Genomic DNA, 16,359 nt, shown 5'->3' on the forward strand with positions numbered 1-16,359 from the left:
GGCCGTACCTCCCTGCTTGCAACAAACGTTAGGTCGTAAATCAGGGAAGCAGGATTCTCTCGCCGAGGCAATGACTTACCAGAGATTTCTCCCGTCCAGCGTTTCCACCGGTAACGAACCTATATCGAAATTGTCGAAGAGACGAACGTTGACGCTAATTCGTGGCTTGTCGAAGTCCGGTTTGTAGTCAATCCATGTCGGCACTTGTGAAAACGTCCCGCAACCGCAGACGTTGCAATGATGATGCTTGTTCATGCCATTGCGCGAATATGCTGTGTCGGCCTCGGGCGTTACCGAAAGCTTCACCTGTGCCGGCTGAAAATACGCCCAGAGCGCGCCGCGTTTTGTGCAGAACGTACAGGTGCACGCCGTTACAATGGTCGGCGCTTCACTGATTTCGAATTTGATCGCGCCACAATGGCAACTTCCCAGAATTGTCATGAGCTCCTCCTCCCGAGATCATCCTTTCATCCGGTAATGATAGCCATGGAGTTCACGATTGAAACCGACAATCGCCCTCCTAGACCGATTGCCCTGCCACCCAGCCCGATGACCATGCCCATTGGAAATTATAGCCGCCGAGCCAACCCGTTACATCGACAACTTCACCGACAAAATAAAGGCCTTTTGTGGATCTCGCTTCCATCGTTTTCTGGTCAAGCATATCCGTATCGACACCGCCGAGCGTCACCTCCGCTGTACGGTAGCCTTCGGACCCTGCTGGCCTGATTTGCCATTCATTGACCGATTTTTCCACCGCAAGAAGCTGCTTGTCCGAAATATCCGCCAGATGCGCTTCTATCCTGCTGTTTTCTGCAATCAACTGCGCGAGGCGTTTCGGTAATAGTTCGCCAAGTGCCGTCTGCAGCGCTTGCCGGCCGTTGCGGCTGCGTGCGGCGCGTAGTGCCTCGAAGACCCTGACGCCCGGGAGCATGGCAACCGAGATCACATCGCCTTCCCTCCAATAGGATGAAATCTGCAGGATAGAAGGACCACTCAGACCGCGATGGGTGAACAGCATGGCCTCGCTGAACTCTGTCTTGCCGTGACTCACAACTGCATCGACGGAAATGCCAGACAGGGGTTTGAGCGGAGCAAGCGTATTCTCGTCAAACGTCAGCGGCACCAGCGCCGGGCGTGTTTCGGTGAGCGCAACCTCGAATTGTTTGGCGATCTCGTACCCAAAGCCGGTTGCGCCCATTTTCGGTATGGATTTTCCGCCGCATGCAACGACGAGGGACAAACACCGTACGCGTTCGCCCGACAGATCGAGTTCAAATGCATCGCCTGATTTCGCGACAGCATCGACGGTCGTACGAAGCCGAAGCTCAACCCCCGCCTGGTTCATCTCCGTCACCAACATATCGATGATCTGCTTTGCCGATCCATCGCAAAAAAGTTGGCCGAGCGTCTTTTCATGCCAGGCAATGCCATGGCGATCTACGAGACCGATAAAGTCGCGCTGGGTGTAGCGGCGCAAGGCCGAAATGCAAAAATGCGGGTTCTTGCTGATAAAGTTCTGCGGTGCCGCATTGAGATTGGTGAAATTGCAGCGGCCACCGCCCGATATGCGGATCTTTTCGCCGGGCGCGGCAGCATGGTCGACAATGAGCACGGAGCGGCCGCGCTTGCCTGCCTCAATGGCGCACATCATACCTGCGGCGCCGGCACCTATGATAAGGACGTCCACCTGTTTCATGGCGATGGCAAAAGCTCGCCCGTCCGCCCCGTCAGGCGGTAGGCGACGAGTCCGATCCATTCTCTAAGCGCTATCGACACATTCTGCAGCGAATCCTGCGGATTGTCATGCGTAACGCCTATGCCCTCGTCGCCTGACGTCCGGTAGTCGGAGGGCCAAGGCACAACATCGAACCCGACTGTGCGAAAGATCCCCATGGAGCGCGGCATATGGAATGCCGACGTAATCAGCACCCACGTCTCGCCGGGTTTCGGCTTCACCAAGTCCTTCGTGAAAACCGCATTTTCATAGGTGTTGCGCGACTGGCTTTCCATGATGAGCCGATCGGGGGCGACGCCGAGCGCCGTCAGCAAACGGGGTGCCGTCACACCATCACCCTCGCCCTTGAGCAACAAATTACCCGATCCACCGGTCACGACGACCTTGGCTTGCGGATGGCGCGCGGCGAGAACAGCCGCCTCGACAAACCGGTCGCCGCTGGAGTTCATCTCATAACCACCGCGGACCAGATTCACACCGCCCTCGAGGCCGCCGCCGAGCACAATGATCCCGTCGATCTTCTCCGGCAACGAGGCCGGGCGTTGAAAGCGGTCCTCAAGCGGATGCATCATGAGCGCGCCCAGAGACGTCCATGCGCCAAGGCCGAGGATCAGAAAAGCCCCCACCGCTGTCACCAAAGCGAAACGCCGCCAAGCCAGCAGCAGCAGAAAGAACGTCAGACCGATCAACAATATGGAGAAATTCAGCGGCTCGGCGAAGAACCAGAGGATTTTGGACAGAGTGAAGAACATTCTATCGGAGCTCCGCCAGCATTTTTACCTTGTCCATCTCTCGCTCGAGGCTTGTCGACCATTCCGAGCCCTGTTCGATGACAGTGAAGCCTTCGCGCTCATAGAGCCGGATGGCCTTCACATTGCGTGCATGGGTGCTGATACGAGCACGCAAATATCCCGCATCGCGAATATTGGCCATCAACGTACGGAGGATTGCCGAACCGATCCCTTGGCCCTGAACGACGGGATCAACCCACAGATCGGAGATGTAGTCGTTGTCCTCTTCCCGGGCGCCCCAGCCAAGCACGACGTTGTCCAGTTCACCCACCAGAACATTTCTGTAGGACGAATCTGCAAACGCGCGGAATGCCTTTTCGACGTGCATTCGCATGCCGGGCAATTCGGGTTCGAACGAAAAAACGTTGGACGCCCAGGCGCGGGCGCCGACCGCAGCGATGGCAGCAATGTCGGCCTCTGCTGCAGGTCGGATGCGAAATGAGGACATCTCGCTTACGTTACCACCATTTCGGAGCGTTGAACTTGCCTGCCGCCTGTTCGATGACATAGGCGGTCTGGAACAGCGTTCCCTCGTCGAACGGCCGCCCGATAAGCTGCAGGCCAAGCGGCAGTCCTCGCGCATCGAGGCCAGCGGGGACAGCGATACCCGGAAGACCAGCCATGTTCACGGTGACGGTGAAGATGTCGTTGAGATACATTTTGACCGGGTCGGCCGCCATATCCTGGTCGGCAATGCCGAATGCCGCCGAAGGCGTGGCTGGCGTCAGGATCGCATCGACACCCGCGTGGAAGACGTCCTCGAAGTCTTTCTTGATCAGGGTGCGGACCTTCTGCGCCTGAAGATAGTAGGCGTCGTAGTACCCGGCCGAAAGCACATATGTGCCGATCATGATGCGGCGCTTGACCTCTTCGCCGAAGCCGGTGGCGCGGGTCCTTTCGTACATGTCGACGATGTCCTTGCCTGGAACGCGCAAGCCGTAGCGTACGCCATCATAGCGGGCAAGGTTCGATGAAGCCTCGGCGGGCGCCACGATATAATAGGCAGGCAGCGCATATTTCGTATGTGGCAGCGAGATATCGACGATCGAAGCGCCGGCATCTTTCAACCATGCAATGCCCTGCTGCCAGAGCTTTTCGATTTCTTCCGGCATACCATCGACGCGGTATTCCTTGGGAATGCCTATCTTGAGTCCGGCAAGCGGCTTGCCGATGGCCGACTCGTAATCCGGCACGGCGATATCGACCGACGTTGTGTCCTTCGCGTCAACCGAAGCCATGGATTTGAGCAGGATCGCCGCATCACGCACGTCGCGTGCAATTGGTCCGGCCTGATCGAGCGATGAGGCGAAGGCGACGATGCCCCAGCGCGAGCAGCGGCCATAGGTCGGCTTGATGCCAACAGTGCCGGTGAAGGCGGCTGGCTGGCGGATCGAACCGCCGGTATCGGTGGCCGTAGCACCGGCGCACAAGCGTGCGGCGACCGCAGCGGCCGAGCCGCCAGAGGAACCGCCGGGTACAAGATCGACGTTGGACCCCTCTGCGCGCCAAGGGTTTTTAACAGGGCCGTAATAGGAGGTTTCGTTCGACGAGCCCATGGCAAACTCGTCCATGTTGAGCTTGCCGAGCATGACTGCGCCATCCGCCCACAGATTGGCGGTCACGGTCGACTCATAATGCGGCTTGAATCCGTCGAGGATATGCGATGCAGCCTGCGTATGAATACCTTCGGTACCGAACAGGTCCTTGATGCCAAGCGGAATGCCCTCGAGCGCTCCGGCATTGCCCGAAGCGAGGCGTGCATCCGAAGCTTTCGCCATCTCCAGCGCCTTTTCCGGCGTGGTGACGATATAGGCGTTCAGCGTCTCGTTAGCGTTCTCGATCGCCTGGATATAAGCGCCAGTCAGCTCCGTAGCGGTAATCGCCTTGGCTTTCAGCTGCTCGCGCGCCTCGGCAATGGTGAGAGCGGTCAGATCGGTCATAGTCTTTTCAGGTCCTTATTGAGCTGGCGCGAGGGCCAGCCACTTTTCGTAAAATGCACTGTGTTCCGAGTCCGGATAATCGAGCAGAACGCCGCAACGCGTGAACCCCGAGCGCTCGTAGAGCCGGTATGCGTCGGCGAAACCCGCTCCAGTGCCTGTTTCGAGGACGAGCCGCGTGACACCCTTTTCCTTGGCGAGTTCGGTTATGGCCTCGAGCAAGGCCGACCCGACGCGCTGACCCCGCACCGTCGGCCGGGTGAACATGCGCTTCACCTCGCCAAGGTGATTTCCATGGTCTTTCAAAGCGCCGCAACCGACTGCCGCACCATTCTCGTCGCGCGCCACGAACACCGTCGTATCTGCGCCCGCCATCTGCTCCACAGTCATCTTGAACTGGAACTCGATGGGCGAAAGCGGCAACAGATGATCGTTTAGCTCACTGACCAGTGCCCTGACGTCATCCTGCAGTGGCGTTTCAACGGCAACGGAAATAGCCATCGCTCCGCTTACTCCACCACTTTCGGCACGACGAAGAAATTCTCTTCATGGATCGGTGCATTGGCAACAATATCAGCCGCCTTTTCGCCATCGTCGACAACGTCCAAGCGCTTCTTCATCGCCATGGGCGTGACGGATGTCATCGGCTCGACACCATCGACATTCACTTCATTCAGCTGTTCGACAAAGCCGAGAATGGTGTTCAGCTGCCCTGTCATACGGGCAGCATCGTCTTCGCTCACGGCAATACGGGCAAGATGCGCAACGCGTTTGACGGTGGAAATATCGACAGACATTCGGGATTCCTGAAATTCGGATCTTGGATTACGCAGCTATAGTGTCCGTTGCGGTCAAGCGCAACGGACAAGACGATTTGAAAATGGTGCTATTGCGGGGCTGGCGGGGCAGGATCCGAATTGTCCTCCTCGTCGTCAGGCACGATCACGTTGTCATCCTGCGTGGGGTCATCGGGCATCGTCGTCGTATCGTCGTCGGTTGCCGGATCGACGACGGGGTCCGGGCCCTTCACCGGATTCCCGTTGACGCTCACCGACCCGTCGGATTTCTGGTCGACGATCCATTGTATGTTTCCGTTTGGCAGCAGCATGCCGAAATCCTTGGCGAGTTTGGCGAACACGATGTAATTCTTGATCTCTGGCTCCTGTTCGGACGCCGTCGTCAACCGAGCCACAACCGCATCGAAATTGCTCATCTCCCATGTGGTGTGGCTCTCCGGTTTCAGAGCGGTGAAGGAAACGTCCCCTTCAACCGAAAGCTCCGTGTCAACTGTACGGACAAAGCTCCTGTTAATCACCATCTTCGGCGGGTTGGCCATGAATGCGGTAGCTGTGTTTGCTTCAAACTCTTCGGAAAACGGCTTTGCACGCCCCAAATCCATGTCGGCGACTGCTGCCCGGACAACCGTGTCGAGATCAAGACCTTCCGTACCAAACGCGAATTCTACATCAGTCGGCAAAAATGGCACGCTCCACGCAGGTATCGGCAACGCGGGATATCTCAGACCGTTGGTCCGCAGCGCATAGTGATAGCCGCCGCTCTTGCTGATGCCATCGAAGTCGATTTGCTGAACCATGGTCTTGGCGGCAAATGGTCCAACAGGAGTCTCGACGTTGAGATCGGAAAACTGGTACGCGCCCGAAAGCTTGTCCCAAAATGGCAGAGCGGCGAGGAGTTTTGCCTTCAGATCGGCCTGCTCCTGATGCTTCAGCGTTGTCTCTTCCACATGCGCGATGAAAAATTTCCAGAGTTCCAGGAACTCCAGATTGCGAAGGCCCTTGCCTTCCGCATTGGCGCCGATCTGGCCGCCGCTCAGAACGATCTTCATCGGCTGTGCGCCAGTCGCGACATCTCCTGAAGGCGGCGATTTGACAGTCACCGTTTCCAGAAAGTTTATCGCGGAATGGTTGCTGCTGAAATCAATACCGCCCGTTGGCGCAGCCATGCCAAGCATTTCACCCTTGGCCGAATCGACACTCGCTTCGACGTTCTGGGTAGGGCTTGTCGTGTTCATTTTCACGGCGCCATAGGAAAACGACGCCTTGGAGAAAGCGCCGATTTTGGGATCGAACGTTCCGTTGATATTCGCATTGTCAACGGACCACTGAACCGCCTCTCGGCCCTCCGGGGTTGTTACCTCGACTGAGCCACCGGGAATCGCAGTTGATGAGACATTCCAGGACCCGTCGGCAACTGGCTTTATCAGCAGGCTGTATTCGCCGAAATCACCCTTGAAATAATCCTGCTTGGGAAGTGTTTCGATCAACTTCGCTGTGCTGAGGGTAATGCGGTAACTGTCTCCATCGGGGACGATCGAGACGATATTCTTCTCGATCGCTTTCTTTCCAAGATAGTTGGACAGAACTTCGGTAAGCGCTTTTGCGCCGGAGACATCGACAGCCTGTGCATGCACCGGCGTCGTGGCAACCAGCAAACACGAGATCAGAAAAAGTTTACGCACTTGCGCTCCAAGGCCTGAGGATCGACGAATGTGCTGTAGCACTCTGCATCAAACCGCAAAATGCTTATTCGTACTGGCAACGATAACTTCGCTCGCACCGCCTTCCATACCGGCGACGAACTTATCCGCCGTCTGATCGATGATCGGAAATGACCCGTAATGGCAAGGTATGACTTTGCTGAATTTGAAATAGCGCCGGCTTGCGAGCGCTGCAACCGCGCCGCCCATGGTGAAGCGGTCACCGATTGGAACAATACCGATTTCGGGCTGATGCAATTCATTGATCAGCGCCATGTCGGAGAAGATGTCCGTATCGCCCATATGATAAAGCGTCGGATCATCGTCGAAATGCAGCACAACGCCGTTGGCTGAACCCAACGAATGGGAAACGCCGTCCTCGGTCATTTGTGCGGAAGAATGCAGAGCGTTGACATAGGTTACGGTGAAACCGTCATAGGAAACCGTGCCGCCTGTATTGGTCGGATCGACGCGATTGACTCCGCGGGAGCCGAGCCACGTTACCAGATCGGCATTGCCGGTCACCAGCGCGCCGGTCTCTTTCGACAGATCAATCGTGTCACCCACATGGTCGCCGTGACCGTGGGTCAGGATGATGTGTTTGACGCCCTTCGCAGCTTCCTTCATGTCAACACCCTTCGCACCCGGGTTCCCGGTCAGGAACGGGTCGATAAGAATGGTATTTTTTGCCGTTTCAATCCGAAAGGCCGAATGGCCAAGCCAGGTGATTTTCATATCCGTGTTCCTTCAACTGCAAGTGAACCCTCGCCATAGGCTTCTAGAGCCTTTCATGCTTAAATAGAACCAGTTCTGTTTCGCGGATGGCGAGACAATCCACGCGGAAGGTGGCGAGGTCGATGTGTTTCCATCGTCCGAGGTCGCCTGACAAAGTGGGTGGCGGCCAGCCGGAAACCCAAAGGGCCGGGTGAATTCGGACCAAATCCTTCGGGCCTCGGCATCGTCCGATGGAAAGGCATCGGCCTCGCCAACCCCCCTCGACCTTGTCCCACGAATTTCCTCCGGCAGAACGGTTCTATTTAGGCATGAAAGGCTCTATTGCCGGTATGTGACAATAAAGCGATCCATGAAAGTGCGGAACCAATCAAATTGACGGTACTGAGAATTGAACAGCTCGAAGAGCACGTCGCGGATGGCAAGACTGTAGCCGGCCTTGACCTTGGTACGAAGACGATCGGTATCGCCATTTCCGATCGCGGATTCTCCTTCGCCAATCCGCGTCCTGTGCTGAGGCGCAGCAAATTCGCCCATGACGCACAGGATCTGTTGAAGGCCTTGAGTGCTGACAATGTCGGCGCAATCGTCATTGGGCTACCGGTGAATATGGACGGCAGCGAAGGTCCGCGGGTGCAAGCCACCCGCGCTTTTGTACGCAATATGGAAAAGCTGACCGAGCTTCCGTTCGTATATTGGGACGAGCGGCTATCGACCGTTGCTGCGGAACGCGCCTTGATCGGAATGGATGTTTCGAGACAGAAACGCGCCGAGCGGATCGATTCAGCGGCAGCAGCCTTCATCCTGCAAGGCGCGTTGGACCGTCTGCAAACTCTGCGTCAGGAAGCCGACGTGGACGGTAATTCCTCGACATAGGTTGCTGCGGTTGCTGCCCGTGCAGCACGCCAGGCCTGCACCCAGGCGATGATCTGGCGACGGCGGCGGAACGCTATCAGACACAGAACGAGGCCGGTATCGACGATGCAGGCACGTGCAACCAATGGTGGAATCGTCTCCGGCGGGATGTCCAGGATATTTCCGTAGATAGTGAAAACCTGATCGTGCATCTCGCGGCTGAAGAAAAACATGCCCATGCTCAGGTCATAGAGCGAGAGAAAATACCAGCCCCACAGGAAGCCAAGAGGCCCAGCCCAAAAAATCAGGAAGCTGCGCATTCAGTTTCTCCTCGATTGGGCGGGTCTAATCATTTCGTCTTAACCCTGCGTTTTTGCAGTGCATTTTCAGGTTGTAGTGATATCGTTTAAGAAACACACCGCAATGTAAACCTTTTGTTAAGGTTAATTTATAAAAATTTAATTCAAATTGAAGGCATTAGCGAGCCCCCTTCTGCGCCGCCGATGCGATTTTTTTGATGAGTCAGCAGATTTTTTGACAATAGAAGGCAGCACACGCAGCGCGTGCACTGCATGAGATCACGTAGCAGGGAAGCAGTTAGAGCTTTGGACTAATTAGCCGCTGGGTAGAGCGAGTCGATAATATCCTTGGCGTTGTGGCGGGCATCCAACATGCCGTAGGTCGTGCGCCACTGTCCGCCCAGACGGGTTTCGACGAAGGCGTCGGCGATATCTTCTGACTGCAGATGCCGCAGTTCGGCGCCAGCGGCCGCGAGCGCCAGTTGCTCGGTCAATATGCGCGCTGCACCTTCGTCGTTTTCGGCAACGCGCATCGCGGCGCGCAGGACTTCCACGGTGCCCTGCCCGCCGCGCCCGAGTTGCGCGCCGATCCAGTTGAGCACTTCGTCGAAAAGCTGCGGACCGCGTTTCAGCACACGCAGCACGTCGAGTGCCATTACGTTGCCGGATCCTTCCCAGATCGCGTTGACCGGAGCCTCCCGGTAATAGCGCGCAAGATTGCCTTCCTCGATATAACCATTGCCTCCGAGACACTCCATCGCCTCGTAGAGCATCGCGGGCGCAATCTTCGCCACCCAATATTTGACGACCGGCGTCATCACGCGAGCAAATGCAGCCTCGCCGCGGTCTTTTGCAGCGTTATCGAACGCCCGCGCCAGGCGCAGCGACAAAGCTGTCGCGCCGGCAACATCGAGGGCCATATCCGCCAGGACCCGCAGCATTAGCGGCTTGTCGATCAGCGGTCCTTCGAAGACGATGCGGTGCCGCGCATGGTGTACGGCCTCGGCCAGGCCCGCGCGCATCAGTCCGGCCGATGCAATCGCGCAGTCGAGGCGGGTGAGCGTCACCATGTCGATGATCGTCTTGACGCCATCGCCCGGGTTCCCGACCATCTGGCCGAACGCATTGTCGAATTCGACCTCCGAAGAAGCATTGGAGCGGTTGCCAAGCTTGTCCTTCAAACGTTGAAAACGAAAACCGTTCGAAGAGCCATCGGGAAGAATGCGGGGCACGAGAAAGCAGGATAGTCCCTCGCGCGCCTGTGCCAGCACCAGAAATGCATCCGACATCGGCGCTGACATGAACCATTTGTGGCCGGTGATGCGATAGAACCCGCTTCCGGTCGGTTCCGCTTTTGTGGTGTTGGTGTGGACGTCCGTGCCGCCCTGCTTCTCGGTCATGCCCATGCCAAGGGTGAGACCTGTCTTCTTTGCCGGCGATTTATTGCTGGAATCATATTTGCGCGGCAGGATCAGCGGCGACCATTCGCGATAGAGATTGGGCGCGGCCATCAATGCCGCCAGCGAGGCACTCGTCATGGTCAGGGGGCACAGGTGCCCGCATTCCAGCTGCGATGTCAGGTAAAAACGTGCGGCGCGCGATTGATGCCGCGACCCCGCTTCCGGCTTGCCGTCCTCCCATATGGATGAATGCAGGCCCTGGCTCACCGACCGGCGCATCAACGCATGGTATGCAGGATGATAGTCGACAACGTCGATCCGATGCCCTTGACGATCATGCGTCCTGAGCTTCGGCACCTCGATATTGGCAAGCCTGGCCAGATCTTGTGCATCGCCGGAGAGTACGAATTTGCCGTTCTGCTCCAGCTCCGTACGCACGGATTGCGGCAGTCGCTTGGTGATCTGCATTATCAGTGGATCGCCGAGATAGGCGTTCAGGCCGGTCATCGGTGGCGTCTGGTTGAGAACGTCGTGGGTTTTCAAGAAACTGTCCTGATTCAAATTTCAATGTTCGCGCAAAGCTGCGGCCTATGCGATTGATTGCGCGTCGAACTCTTTATGGGATGAAGACTCTGACAAGCGGTTAACTCATTCATACAAGGACTCTCGCCCTTTAGTCGATATTCATCGCATAATGCTTTTCGCATTTTCAGTAAATGCGATGGGCAATCGAGAGGCGGTCGATGCCATTAGACATTGGATCGCCGGGCGCAACCGCAAACGAGCGGCCAACCAATGCGGCTGACGCCAGCTGGCCGACTAAGGATTGGTCGGTGAAGGCGTGCGTTCCCTCACGTAGATATCGGCTTCTTTTGCTGCGGCAACAAAGGCGGACCGTGCGTGTTTGGCTGTTTCCCTTCCTGCCATGGCATCAAGGCATATTTGTCGAGCTGATCGGAACTTCCTGCCCTTTTCTTCAGGCCAATGCAGCGTCAGGAACTCGGCAGCTTCTTCCACCGACGCAATGTTCTGCATCATGCCGCCATGACCGGTACTGATTGTCACGTGATGAAATGGTAGTGCACGCATGTTGCGAAACGCAGAAAATCATTTGCGGTTCCAACGGACCAGCATAGTGTGTGCATCTACAGAGATCACTGACTGGAACGAGTATGGAAAAGAGGCTGGACAGCAAGCTTGAATGCCCCAACTGCCACCGGATCTATCTCACCCTCACCCAGAACGTGACTTCGATTTCACCAATTCACTGCAGTGCGTGCGGTACGTATCTAGGCACCTGGGCGGAACTTGAAACGGACTTCTACGCGCAAGGCGGCGACAACGGTGTGTTCGAAATGCATGATGGCCAGATCATTCGCAAGGACTGACAGCGCACTACGCCGGCGTGTACCCACTGCTTTGTATACTCTTTCGCGAGCTCGTCGCGCCGGACGTACCGACGATCAGGGGACGGCGTCGCTGCGTATCGGCGTGCGAGTAACGCGTTGCCCATGGCTTGCGGCGAATCCCCGCGTTGAATATAAGCCCATCGCAATGGGTATCGCGATATTCGCCGGGTGGCAGATGACCAAAGAGATAGGGCGGTTTAAATGATAGATTTTAAAGCCTTGAAAGTTTGATATGACATCAAAAGAGCCCCCTCTCCTGTTTCCCCACCGCCACTTGCTTGGCATCAAGGGCCTTTCGCCTCAAGACATTGTCCAGTTGCTCGATCTTGCCGAGAGCGAGATCGCGGTTTCGCGCCAGTCCGAGAAGAAAAAAACGACTTTGCGCGGACGCACCCAGATCAATCTGTTTTTCGAGGCATCGACCCGCACCCAATCATCCTTCGAACTTGCCGGAAAGCGGCTGGGCGCTGACGTCATGAACATGGCGGTTGGAAACTCCTCGGTCAAAAAGGGTGAAACCCTGATCGACACGGCGATGACGCTCAATGCCATGCGCCCTGATATCCTGATTATTCGCCATGGGTCGGCCGGAGCCGCCGCACTTCTCGCACAAAAGGTCGGCTGTTCGGTGGTGAATGCCGGCGATGGTGCACATGAACATCCGACGCAGGCGCTGCTCGATGCGCTGACGATCCGCCGCGCCAAGGGCAAGATCGCCCGGCTGACCGTTGCCATCTGCGGCGACGTACTGCACTCGCGCGTGGCGCGGTCGAACATAATACTTCTCAATGCCTTAGGCGCGCGCGTTCGTGTGGTCGCCCCCTCGACCCTCCTCCCCGCGGGCATTGCGCATATGGGGGCCGAAGTCTTCCACAACATGGAAGAAGGCCTGAAAGACGCCGACGTGGTGATGATGCTGCGGCTACAGCGCGAGCGCATGACCGGTTCCTTCGTACCCTCGGTACGGGAATATTTCCGCTATCACGGCCTCGATCGCGAAAAGCTCAAATACGCCAAGCCGGATGCGCTGGTCATGCATCCCGGTCCGATGAACCGCGGCGTTGAAATCGCATCGGATGTAGCCGATGGTTCACAGAGCGTTATTCAGGAACAGGTCGAGATGGGTGTTGCTGTGCGCATGGCGGTGATGGAAGCGCTGCTCGATCCCCGCCGCAATGCCGAAGGAGTGGCCGGATGAGCGCCACCGTCCTGCAAAATGCACGCATCGTCGATCCGTCGCGCGGGCTCGACGAAACCGGCACGATCATCATCGAGAATGACAGGATCGTCGCCAGCAGCGTCGATGCCCGCAATCAGGGCACCCCGGAAGGCGCGACCATCATTGACTGCAAGGGTAAGGCGGTGCTTCCGGGTCTGGTCGATGCACGCGTCTTCATTGGTGAGCCCGGCGCAGAACATCGCGAAACCATTGCGTCTGCCAGCCATGCCGCGGCAGCTGGCGGTGTTACATCGGTTATCATGATGCCGGATACCGACCCGGTCATCGATAATGTCGCACTGGTTGAATTCATCAAGCGAACGGCACGCGATACGGCGGTCGTCAATGTCTACCCGGCGGCCGCAGTCACCAAGGGCTTGCATGGCGAGGAAATGACCGAGATCGGTCTCCTGCGTGAGGCGGGTGCAGTGGCCATTACTGAAGGGCGCAATTCGATCGCCAACACCCAGCTGATGCGCCGCGCCCTCACCTATGCCCGTGATTTCGGTGTGGTCCTCGCGCATGAGGCTCAGGACCCGCACCTCGGTATCAGCGGCGTCATGAACGAGGGATTATATGCGAGTTGGCTGGGACTTTCCGGCACGCCACGCGAAGCCGAAGTGATCCCCCTCGAGCGGGACATGCGCCTGGCGGCGTTGACACAGGGCGCCTACCACGCCGCGCAGATTTCGACTGCCATGTCGGCAGAGGTGATTTCCCGTGCCAAGCAGAATGGTCTGAATGTCACTTCGGCGGTATCGATCAACCACCTCTCCCTGAACGAAAACGATATCGGCGAATTCCGCACGTTCTTCCGCTTGCAGCCGCCATTGCGGCTCGAGGAAGACCGCCGCGCCATGGTCGAAGCCCTGCGCGACGGCACGATCGATATCATCGTGTCCGCGCATGATCCCCAGGACGTCGATACCAAACGATTGCCATTTGCCGATGCGGCAGCGGGCGCAATCGGCCTCGAAACCCTGCTCGGCGCAGCACTGAGATTGCACCACAACGGCGACGTTCCGCTCTTGCGTATCGTCGAAGCGATGTCCAGCGCGCCTGCCAGGATTTTCGGCCTCGATGCAGGTTCGCTGCGACCGGGTTCAAAGGCGGATATGACCATAGTCGATCTTGACGAACCGTGGGTAGTGAAGGAAGAAGATTTACGGTCGCGTTCCAAGAACTCTTGTTTCGAGGGCGCACGTTTTCAAGGCCGGGTTATACAGACATTTGTTGCAGGGAAGTCGGTCTTCACGATCTAGTTCACCTAAGGGGACGATGCATGTCGGATTTCTTCAATGGGCAGGCAGGAATTCCGCTCCTCCTCTTTGCACTCGTTTTTGGCTACCTGCTCGGCTCGATCCCCTTTGGCTTGATTCTGACCCGCATGGCAGGCCTTGGCGATGTGCGCAGCATCGGTTCCGGCAATATCGGCGCGACCAATGTTCTGCGTACCGGCAACAAGAAACTGGCCGCTGCAACATTGCTGCTGGATATGCTGAAAGGCACCGTGGCGGTGTTGATCGCCGGCATCGCCAGCCCTGAAGCAGCAATTGTCGCAGGCTTCGGCGCCTTCGTCGGCCATATTTTCCCGGTCTGGTTGAAATTCAAGGGCGGTAAAGGTGTCGCGACGTATCTTGGCGTTCTGCTTGGGCTGTTCTGGCAGGGTGCACTGATTTTCGCCGCCGTCTGGCTGATTATAGCCTACACCACTCGCTACTCCTCGCTCGCCGCCCTTGTCGCGGCCATCATCGTTCCGATTGCACTCTACATAATGGGCGTCCACCAGATCGCAGCGCTTTTCCTCGTCCTGACAATTATTGTCTTCATCAAGCACAGGGCAAATATCCAGCGCCTTGCCTCCGGCACCGAAGGCAAGATCGGCGCCAAAGGATGAATGAAGAAAAGAAGGGCATACGCCTTTCTGACAGCCAGCGCTTGAGCTGGCTTCGGTTGATCCGCAGCGAAAATGTCGGTCCCGCAACGTTCCGCGACCTTATCGTTCATTGCGGTTCTGCGAGCGATGCATTGGAAATGCTGCCCGAACTCGTCAGGCGCGGTGGCGGCGGCCGGCCCATTCGAATTGCCAGTCTGCAGGACGCTGAACGCGAAATGCAGGCGGCGGCAAAAATGGGCGCTGTTTTCGTCGGCATCGGTGAGCCCGACTATCCCCGCTATCTCCGCCAGTGCGACAATCCTCCGCCCTTGGTCGCGATCAAGGGGAATCCCGCGGTATTCAGGTTACCGCCCGTTGCCATCGTCGGCGCACGCAACGCGTCGTTGGTGGGGATCAAGTTTGCCCGGATGATTGCGAGGGAACTCGGTGAAGCGGGCTATGCCATTATCTCCGGTCTGGCACGTGGAATAGACACGGCTGCCCATGAGGCCAGCCTGGATTACGGAACAGTGGCCGTCATGGCCGGCGGGCTGGACGTCCCCTATCCGCCGGAAAACCTCAATCTCTATAAGGCGATAAGTGCACGCAATGGGGCTGCGATCAGTGAAATGCCGTTCGGTTGGGAACCCCGGGCCCGAGATTTTCCGAGGCGAAATCGTATTATCGCCGCCCTGTCGCTCGGCCTGGTCGTCGTTGAAGCCGCTGAACGTTCCGGCTCATTGATCAGCGCCCGGCTGGCGGGAGAACTTGGCAGGCTTGTCTTCGCGGTGCCCGGCTCTCCCCTCGATCCAAGGGCGAAGGGCACCAACGGGTTGCTGAAAAACGGAGCCATCGTGACAACCACTAGCGAAGACATAATAACCGCATTGACGCCACTGGTCGAACGGCCTGTTTTCGATGATCCAGGGTTTCTCGCACCAGACATCGATTTCCCGACAATCAATCCACCCGACGAAACCGATCGGGACCGCTTCGTCAATCTGCTCGGCCCCGTTCCAGTCGATATCGACGACCTGATCCGCACCAGCGAACTACACCCGTCGGTGGTAATGCTGATTCTGCTCGAACTCGATCTCGCCGGACGTTTACAGCGTCACTCAGGCGGACATGTTTCGCTTGTTTATGCGTGAAGCTGTACCCAGTTCTTTCTGCAACTGGTCACTGCTTTCAATATATGCAATTTCTATAAGATACGCCAACATCTCCAGCCGGTTCGTTTTGGCCATTGCTCGTAACTCACCGAGCATTTGCTGAATAAATCTGGCGTTTTCAATTTGATCAATTCGACTTTCGCTCATAATTTGATCCTTAAATATAAATTTATATCGAAAATATGCGCTATACTTTGACTCAGAATATCTTAATTTATGCCTATATAAGCTGCTGTTTTTTATACTCTATATACGAAACCATAAATGACTCACACGAGAATTCACTATAGGCTTGAACCCCAGGGGGAAATACCATTAATTGCATAAGTTATGCGAGCAACCCTAGGTTGTAATTCACGATTTTTGATGTACAGACCTTGACGTTGTGTCGAAGCCTGTTCATTTCACAGGCCTGTTCCGAAGCTAAATTAGTG

At 56.8% G+C, this 16,359-nt stretch carries 19 protein-coding genes; 6 read left to right on the top strand and 13 right to left on the bottom strand.

Annotated elements, in window-relative coordinates:
• Nucleotides 1–75: 75 nt before the first annotated feature.
• From N8E88_RS28545 to N8E88_RS28585, 9 genes are all read right to left on the bottom strand, one after another.
• Nucleotides 76–441: a GFA family protein gene (locus tag N8E88_RS28545; protein ID WP_262293481.1), complete on the bottom strand. Its 366-nt coding sequence runs from the start codon at nucleotides 439–441 to the stop codon at nucleotides 76–78.
• A 79-nt stretch (nucleotides 442–520) separates the two neighbouring features.
• Nucleotides 521–1,699, bottom strand: coding sequence for a BaiN/RdsA family NAD(P)/FAD-dependent oxidoreductase (locus N8E88_RS28550; protein WP_262295673.1), 1,179 nt, complete (start codon nucleotides 1,697–1,699; stop codon nucleotides 521–523).
• Nucleotides 1,696–2,490 carry a YdcF family protein gene (locus N8E88_RS28555; RefSeq protein WP_262293482.1) on the bottom strand — a complete coding sequence of 265 codons (795 nt, stop codon included), beginning with the start codon at nucleotides 2,488–2,490 and terminating at the stop codon, nucleotides 1,696–1,698. Before N8E88_RS28555 ends, N8E88_RS28550 begins: the two co-directional genes overlap by 4 nt.
• A gap of 1 nt (nucleotide 2,491) precedes the next feature.
• Nucleotides 2,492–2,977, bottom strand: a complete 486-nt coding sequence (locus N8E88_RS28560) for a GNAT family N-acetyltransferase (protein WP_262293483.1) — start codon at nucleotides 2,975–2,977, stop codon at nucleotides 2,492–2,494.
• A 10-nt stretch (nucleotides 2,978–2,987) separates the two neighbouring features.
• A complete protein-coding gene (gene gatA / locus N8E88_RS28565; protein WP_262293484.1) occupies nucleotides 2,988–4,469 on the bottom strand; it encodes an Asp-tRNA(Asn)/Glu-tRNA(Gln) amidotransferase subunit GatA in 1,482 nt (493 codons plus the stop codon).
• A gap of 15 nt (nucleotides 4,470–4,484) precedes the next feature.
• Nucleotides 4,485–4,967: a GNAT family N-acetyltransferase gene (locus tag N8E88_RS28570; RefSeq protein WP_262293485.1), complete on the bottom strand. Its 483-nt coding sequence runs from the start codon at nucleotides 4,965–4,967 to the stop codon at nucleotides 4,485–4,487.
• 8 nt (nucleotides 4,968–4,975) lie between these two features.
• Nucleotides 4,976–5,263, bottom strand: a complete 288-nt coding sequence (gene gatC / locus N8E88_RS28575) for an Asp-tRNA(Asn)/Glu-tRNA(Gln) amidotransferase subunit GatC (protein WP_262293486.1) — start codon at nucleotides 5,261–5,263, stop codon at nucleotides 4,976–4,978.
• A gap of 89 nt (nucleotides 5,264–5,352) precedes the next feature.
• Nucleotides 5,353–6,945 carry a hypothetical protein gene (locus tag N8E88_RS28580; protein ID WP_262293487.1) on the bottom strand — a complete coding sequence of 531 codons (1,593 nt, stop codon included), beginning with the start codon at nucleotides 6,943–6,945 and terminating at the stop codon, nucleotides 5,353–5,355.
• A 48-nt stretch (nucleotides 6,946–6,993) separates the two neighbouring features.
• Nucleotides 6,994–7,698 (bottom strand): metal-dependent hydrolase, encoded by a 705-nt coding sequence (locus N8E88_RS28585; protein ID WP_262293488.1) that lies wholly within the window; start codon nucleotides 7,696–7,698, stop codon nucleotides 6,994–6,996.
• 372 nt (nucleotides 7,699–8,070) lie between these two features.
• On the opposite strand from N8E88_RS28585, the gene ruvX reads away from it, so the two are divergent.
• A complete protein-coding gene (ruvX, locus tag N8E88_RS28590; RefSeq protein WP_262293489.1) occupies nucleotides 8,071–8,571 on the top strand; it encodes a Holliday junction resolvase RuvX in 501 nt (166 codons plus the stop codon).
• Here ruvX and N8E88_RS28595 read toward each other — a convergent pair.
• The 3 genes from N8E88_RS28595 to N8E88_RS28605 form a co-directional block, all read right to left on the bottom strand.
• Nucleotides 8,535–8,870 carry a DUF6105 family protein gene (locus tag N8E88_RS28595; RefSeq protein ID WP_262293490.1) on the bottom strand — a complete coding sequence of 112 codons (336 nt, stop codon included), beginning with the start codon at nucleotides 8,868–8,870 and terminating at the stop codon, nucleotides 8,535–8,537. The two genes, ruvX and N8E88_RS28595, sit on opposite strands and share 37 nt — an antisense overlap.
• A 290-nt stretch (nucleotides 8,871–9,160) precedes the next feature.
• Nucleotides 9,161–10,792 (bottom strand): acyl-CoA dehydrogenase family protein, encoded by a 1,632-nt coding sequence (locus N8E88_RS28600; protein ID WP_262293491.1) that lies wholly within the window; start codon nucleotides 10,790–10,792, stop codon nucleotides 9,161–9,163.
• 276 nt (nucleotides 10,793–11,068) lie between these two features.
• The gene (locus N8E88_RS28605; RefSeq protein ID WP_262293492.1) at nucleotides 11,069–11,338 is read right to left on the bottom strand and encodes a DUF982 domain-containing protein; all 270 of its coding nucleotides are present in this window, start codon (nucleotides 11,336–11,338) and stop codon (nucleotides 11,069–11,071) included.
• A gap of 83 nt (nucleotides 11,339–11,421) precedes the next feature.
• On the opposite strand from N8E88_RS28605, the gene N8E88_RS28610 reads away from it, so the two are divergent.
• From N8E88_RS28610 to dprA, 5 genes are all read left to right on the top strand, one after another.
• A complete protein-coding gene (locus N8E88_RS28610) occupies nucleotides 11,422–11,637 on the top strand; it encodes a hypothetical protein (RefSeq protein ID WP_262293493.1) in 216 nt (71 codons plus the stop codon).
• 253 nt (nucleotides 11,638–11,890) lie between these two features.
• A complete protein-coding gene (locus tag N8E88_RS28615) occupies nucleotides 11,891–12,856 on the top strand; it encodes an aspartate carbamoyltransferase catalytic subunit (RefSeq protein WP_262293494.1) in 966 nt (321 codons plus the stop codon).
• Nucleotides 12,853–14,139: a dihydroorotase gene (locus N8E88_RS28620; protein WP_262293495.1), complete on the top strand. Its 1,287-nt coding sequence runs from the start codon at nucleotides 12,853–12,855 to the stop codon at nucleotides 14,137–14,139. Before N8E88_RS28615 ends, N8E88_RS28620 begins: the two co-directional genes overlap by 4 nt.
• A gap of 20 nt (nucleotides 14,140–14,159) precedes the next feature.
• Nucleotides 14,160–14,774: a glycerol-3-phosphate 1-O-acyltransferase PlsY gene (plsY, locus tag N8E88_RS28625; RefSeq protein WP_262293496.1), complete on the top strand. Its 615-nt coding sequence runs from the start codon at nucleotides 14,160–14,162 to the stop codon at nucleotides 14,772–14,774.
• Nucleotides 14,771–15,904 carry a DNA-processing protein DprA gene (dprA, locus tag N8E88_RS28630; RefSeq protein WP_262293497.1) on the top strand — a complete coding sequence of 378 codons (1,134 nt, stop codon included), beginning with the start codon at nucleotides 14,771–14,773 and terminating at the stop codon, nucleotides 15,902–15,904. The genes plsY and dprA overlap by 4 nt, the downstream gene beginning before the upstream one ends.
• Here dprA and N8E88_RS28635 read toward each other — a convergent pair.
• Nucleotides 15,872–16,072, bottom strand: a complete 201-nt coding sequence (locus N8E88_RS28635; protein ID WP_114429323.1) for a hypothetical protein — start codon at nucleotides 16,070–16,072, stop codon at nucleotides 15,872–15,874. The genes dprA and N8E88_RS28635 overlap by 33 nt on opposite strands.
• Between the last annotated feature and the right edge of the window lie 287 nt (nucleotides 16,073–16,359).

The sequence above is a fragment of the Phyllobacterium zundukense genome, assembly GCF_025452195.1.
GTDB lineage: Bacteria > Pseudomonadota > Alphaproteobacteria > Rhizobiales > Rhizobiaceae > Phyllobacterium > Phyllobacterium zundukense_A.

Coding starts and splice junctions, on each gene's coding strand:
- N8E88_RS28545 (WP_262293481.1), bottom strand. CDS start 441: ATGACAATTCTGGGAAGTTGCCATTGTGGCGCGATCAAATTCGAAATC.
- N8E88_RS28550 (WP_262295673.1), bottom strand. CDS start 1,699: ATGAAACAGGTGGACGTCCTTATCATAGGTGCCGGCGCCGCAGGTATG.
- N8E88_RS28555 (WP_262293482.1), bottom strand. CDS start 2,490: ATGTTCTTCACTCTGTCCAAAATCCTCTGGTTCTTCGCCGAGCCGCTG.
- N8E88_RS28560 (WP_262293483.1), bottom strand. CDS start 2,977: ATGTCCTCATTTCGCATCCGACCTGCAGCAGAGGCCGACATTGCTGCC.
- gatA (WP_262293484.1), bottom strand. CDS start 4,469: ATGACCGATCTGACCGCTCTCACCATTGCCGAGGCGCGCGAGCAGCTG.
- N8E88_RS28570 (WP_262293485.1), bottom strand. CDS start 4,967: ATGGCTATTTCCGTTGCCGTTGAAACGCCACTGCAGGATGACGTCAGG.
- gatC (WP_262293486.1), bottom strand. CDS start 5,263: ATGTCTGTCGATATTTCCACCGTCAAACGCGTTGCGCATCTTGCCCGT.
- N8E88_RS28585 (WP_262293488.1), bottom strand. CDS start 7,698: ATGAAAATCACCTGGCTTGGCCATTCGGCCTTTCGGATTGAAACGGCA.
- N8E88_RS28595 (WP_262293490.1), bottom strand. CDS start 8,870: ATGCGCAGCTTCCTGATTTTTTGGGCTGGGCCTCTTGGCTTCCTGTGG.
- N8E88_RS28605 (WP_262293492.1), bottom strand. CDS start 11,338: ATGCGTGCACTACCATTTCATCACGTGACAATCAGTACCGGTCATGGC.
- N8E88_RS28610 (WP_262293493.1), top strand. CDS start 11,422: ATGGAAAAGAGGCTGGACAGCAAGCTTGAATGCCCCAACTGCCACCGG.
- N8E88_RS28615 (WP_262293494.1), top strand. CDS start 11,891: ATGACATCAAAAGAGCCCCCTCTCCTGTTTCCCCACCGCCACTTGCTT.
- N8E88_RS28620 (WP_262293495.1), top strand. CDS start 12,853: ATGAGCGCCACCGTCCTGCAAAATGCACGCATCGTCGATCCGTCGCGC.
- plsY (WP_262293496.1), top strand. CDS start 14,160: ATGTCGGATTTCTTCAATGGGCAGGCAGGAATTCCGCTCCTCCTCTTT.
- dprA (WP_262293497.1), top strand. CDS start 14,771: ATGAATGAAGAAAAGAAGGGCATACGCCTTTCTGACAGCCAGCGCTTG.
- N8E88_RS28635 (WP_114429323.1), bottom strand. CDS start 16,072: ATGAGCGAAAGTCGAATTGATCAAATTGAAAACGCCAGATTTATTCAG.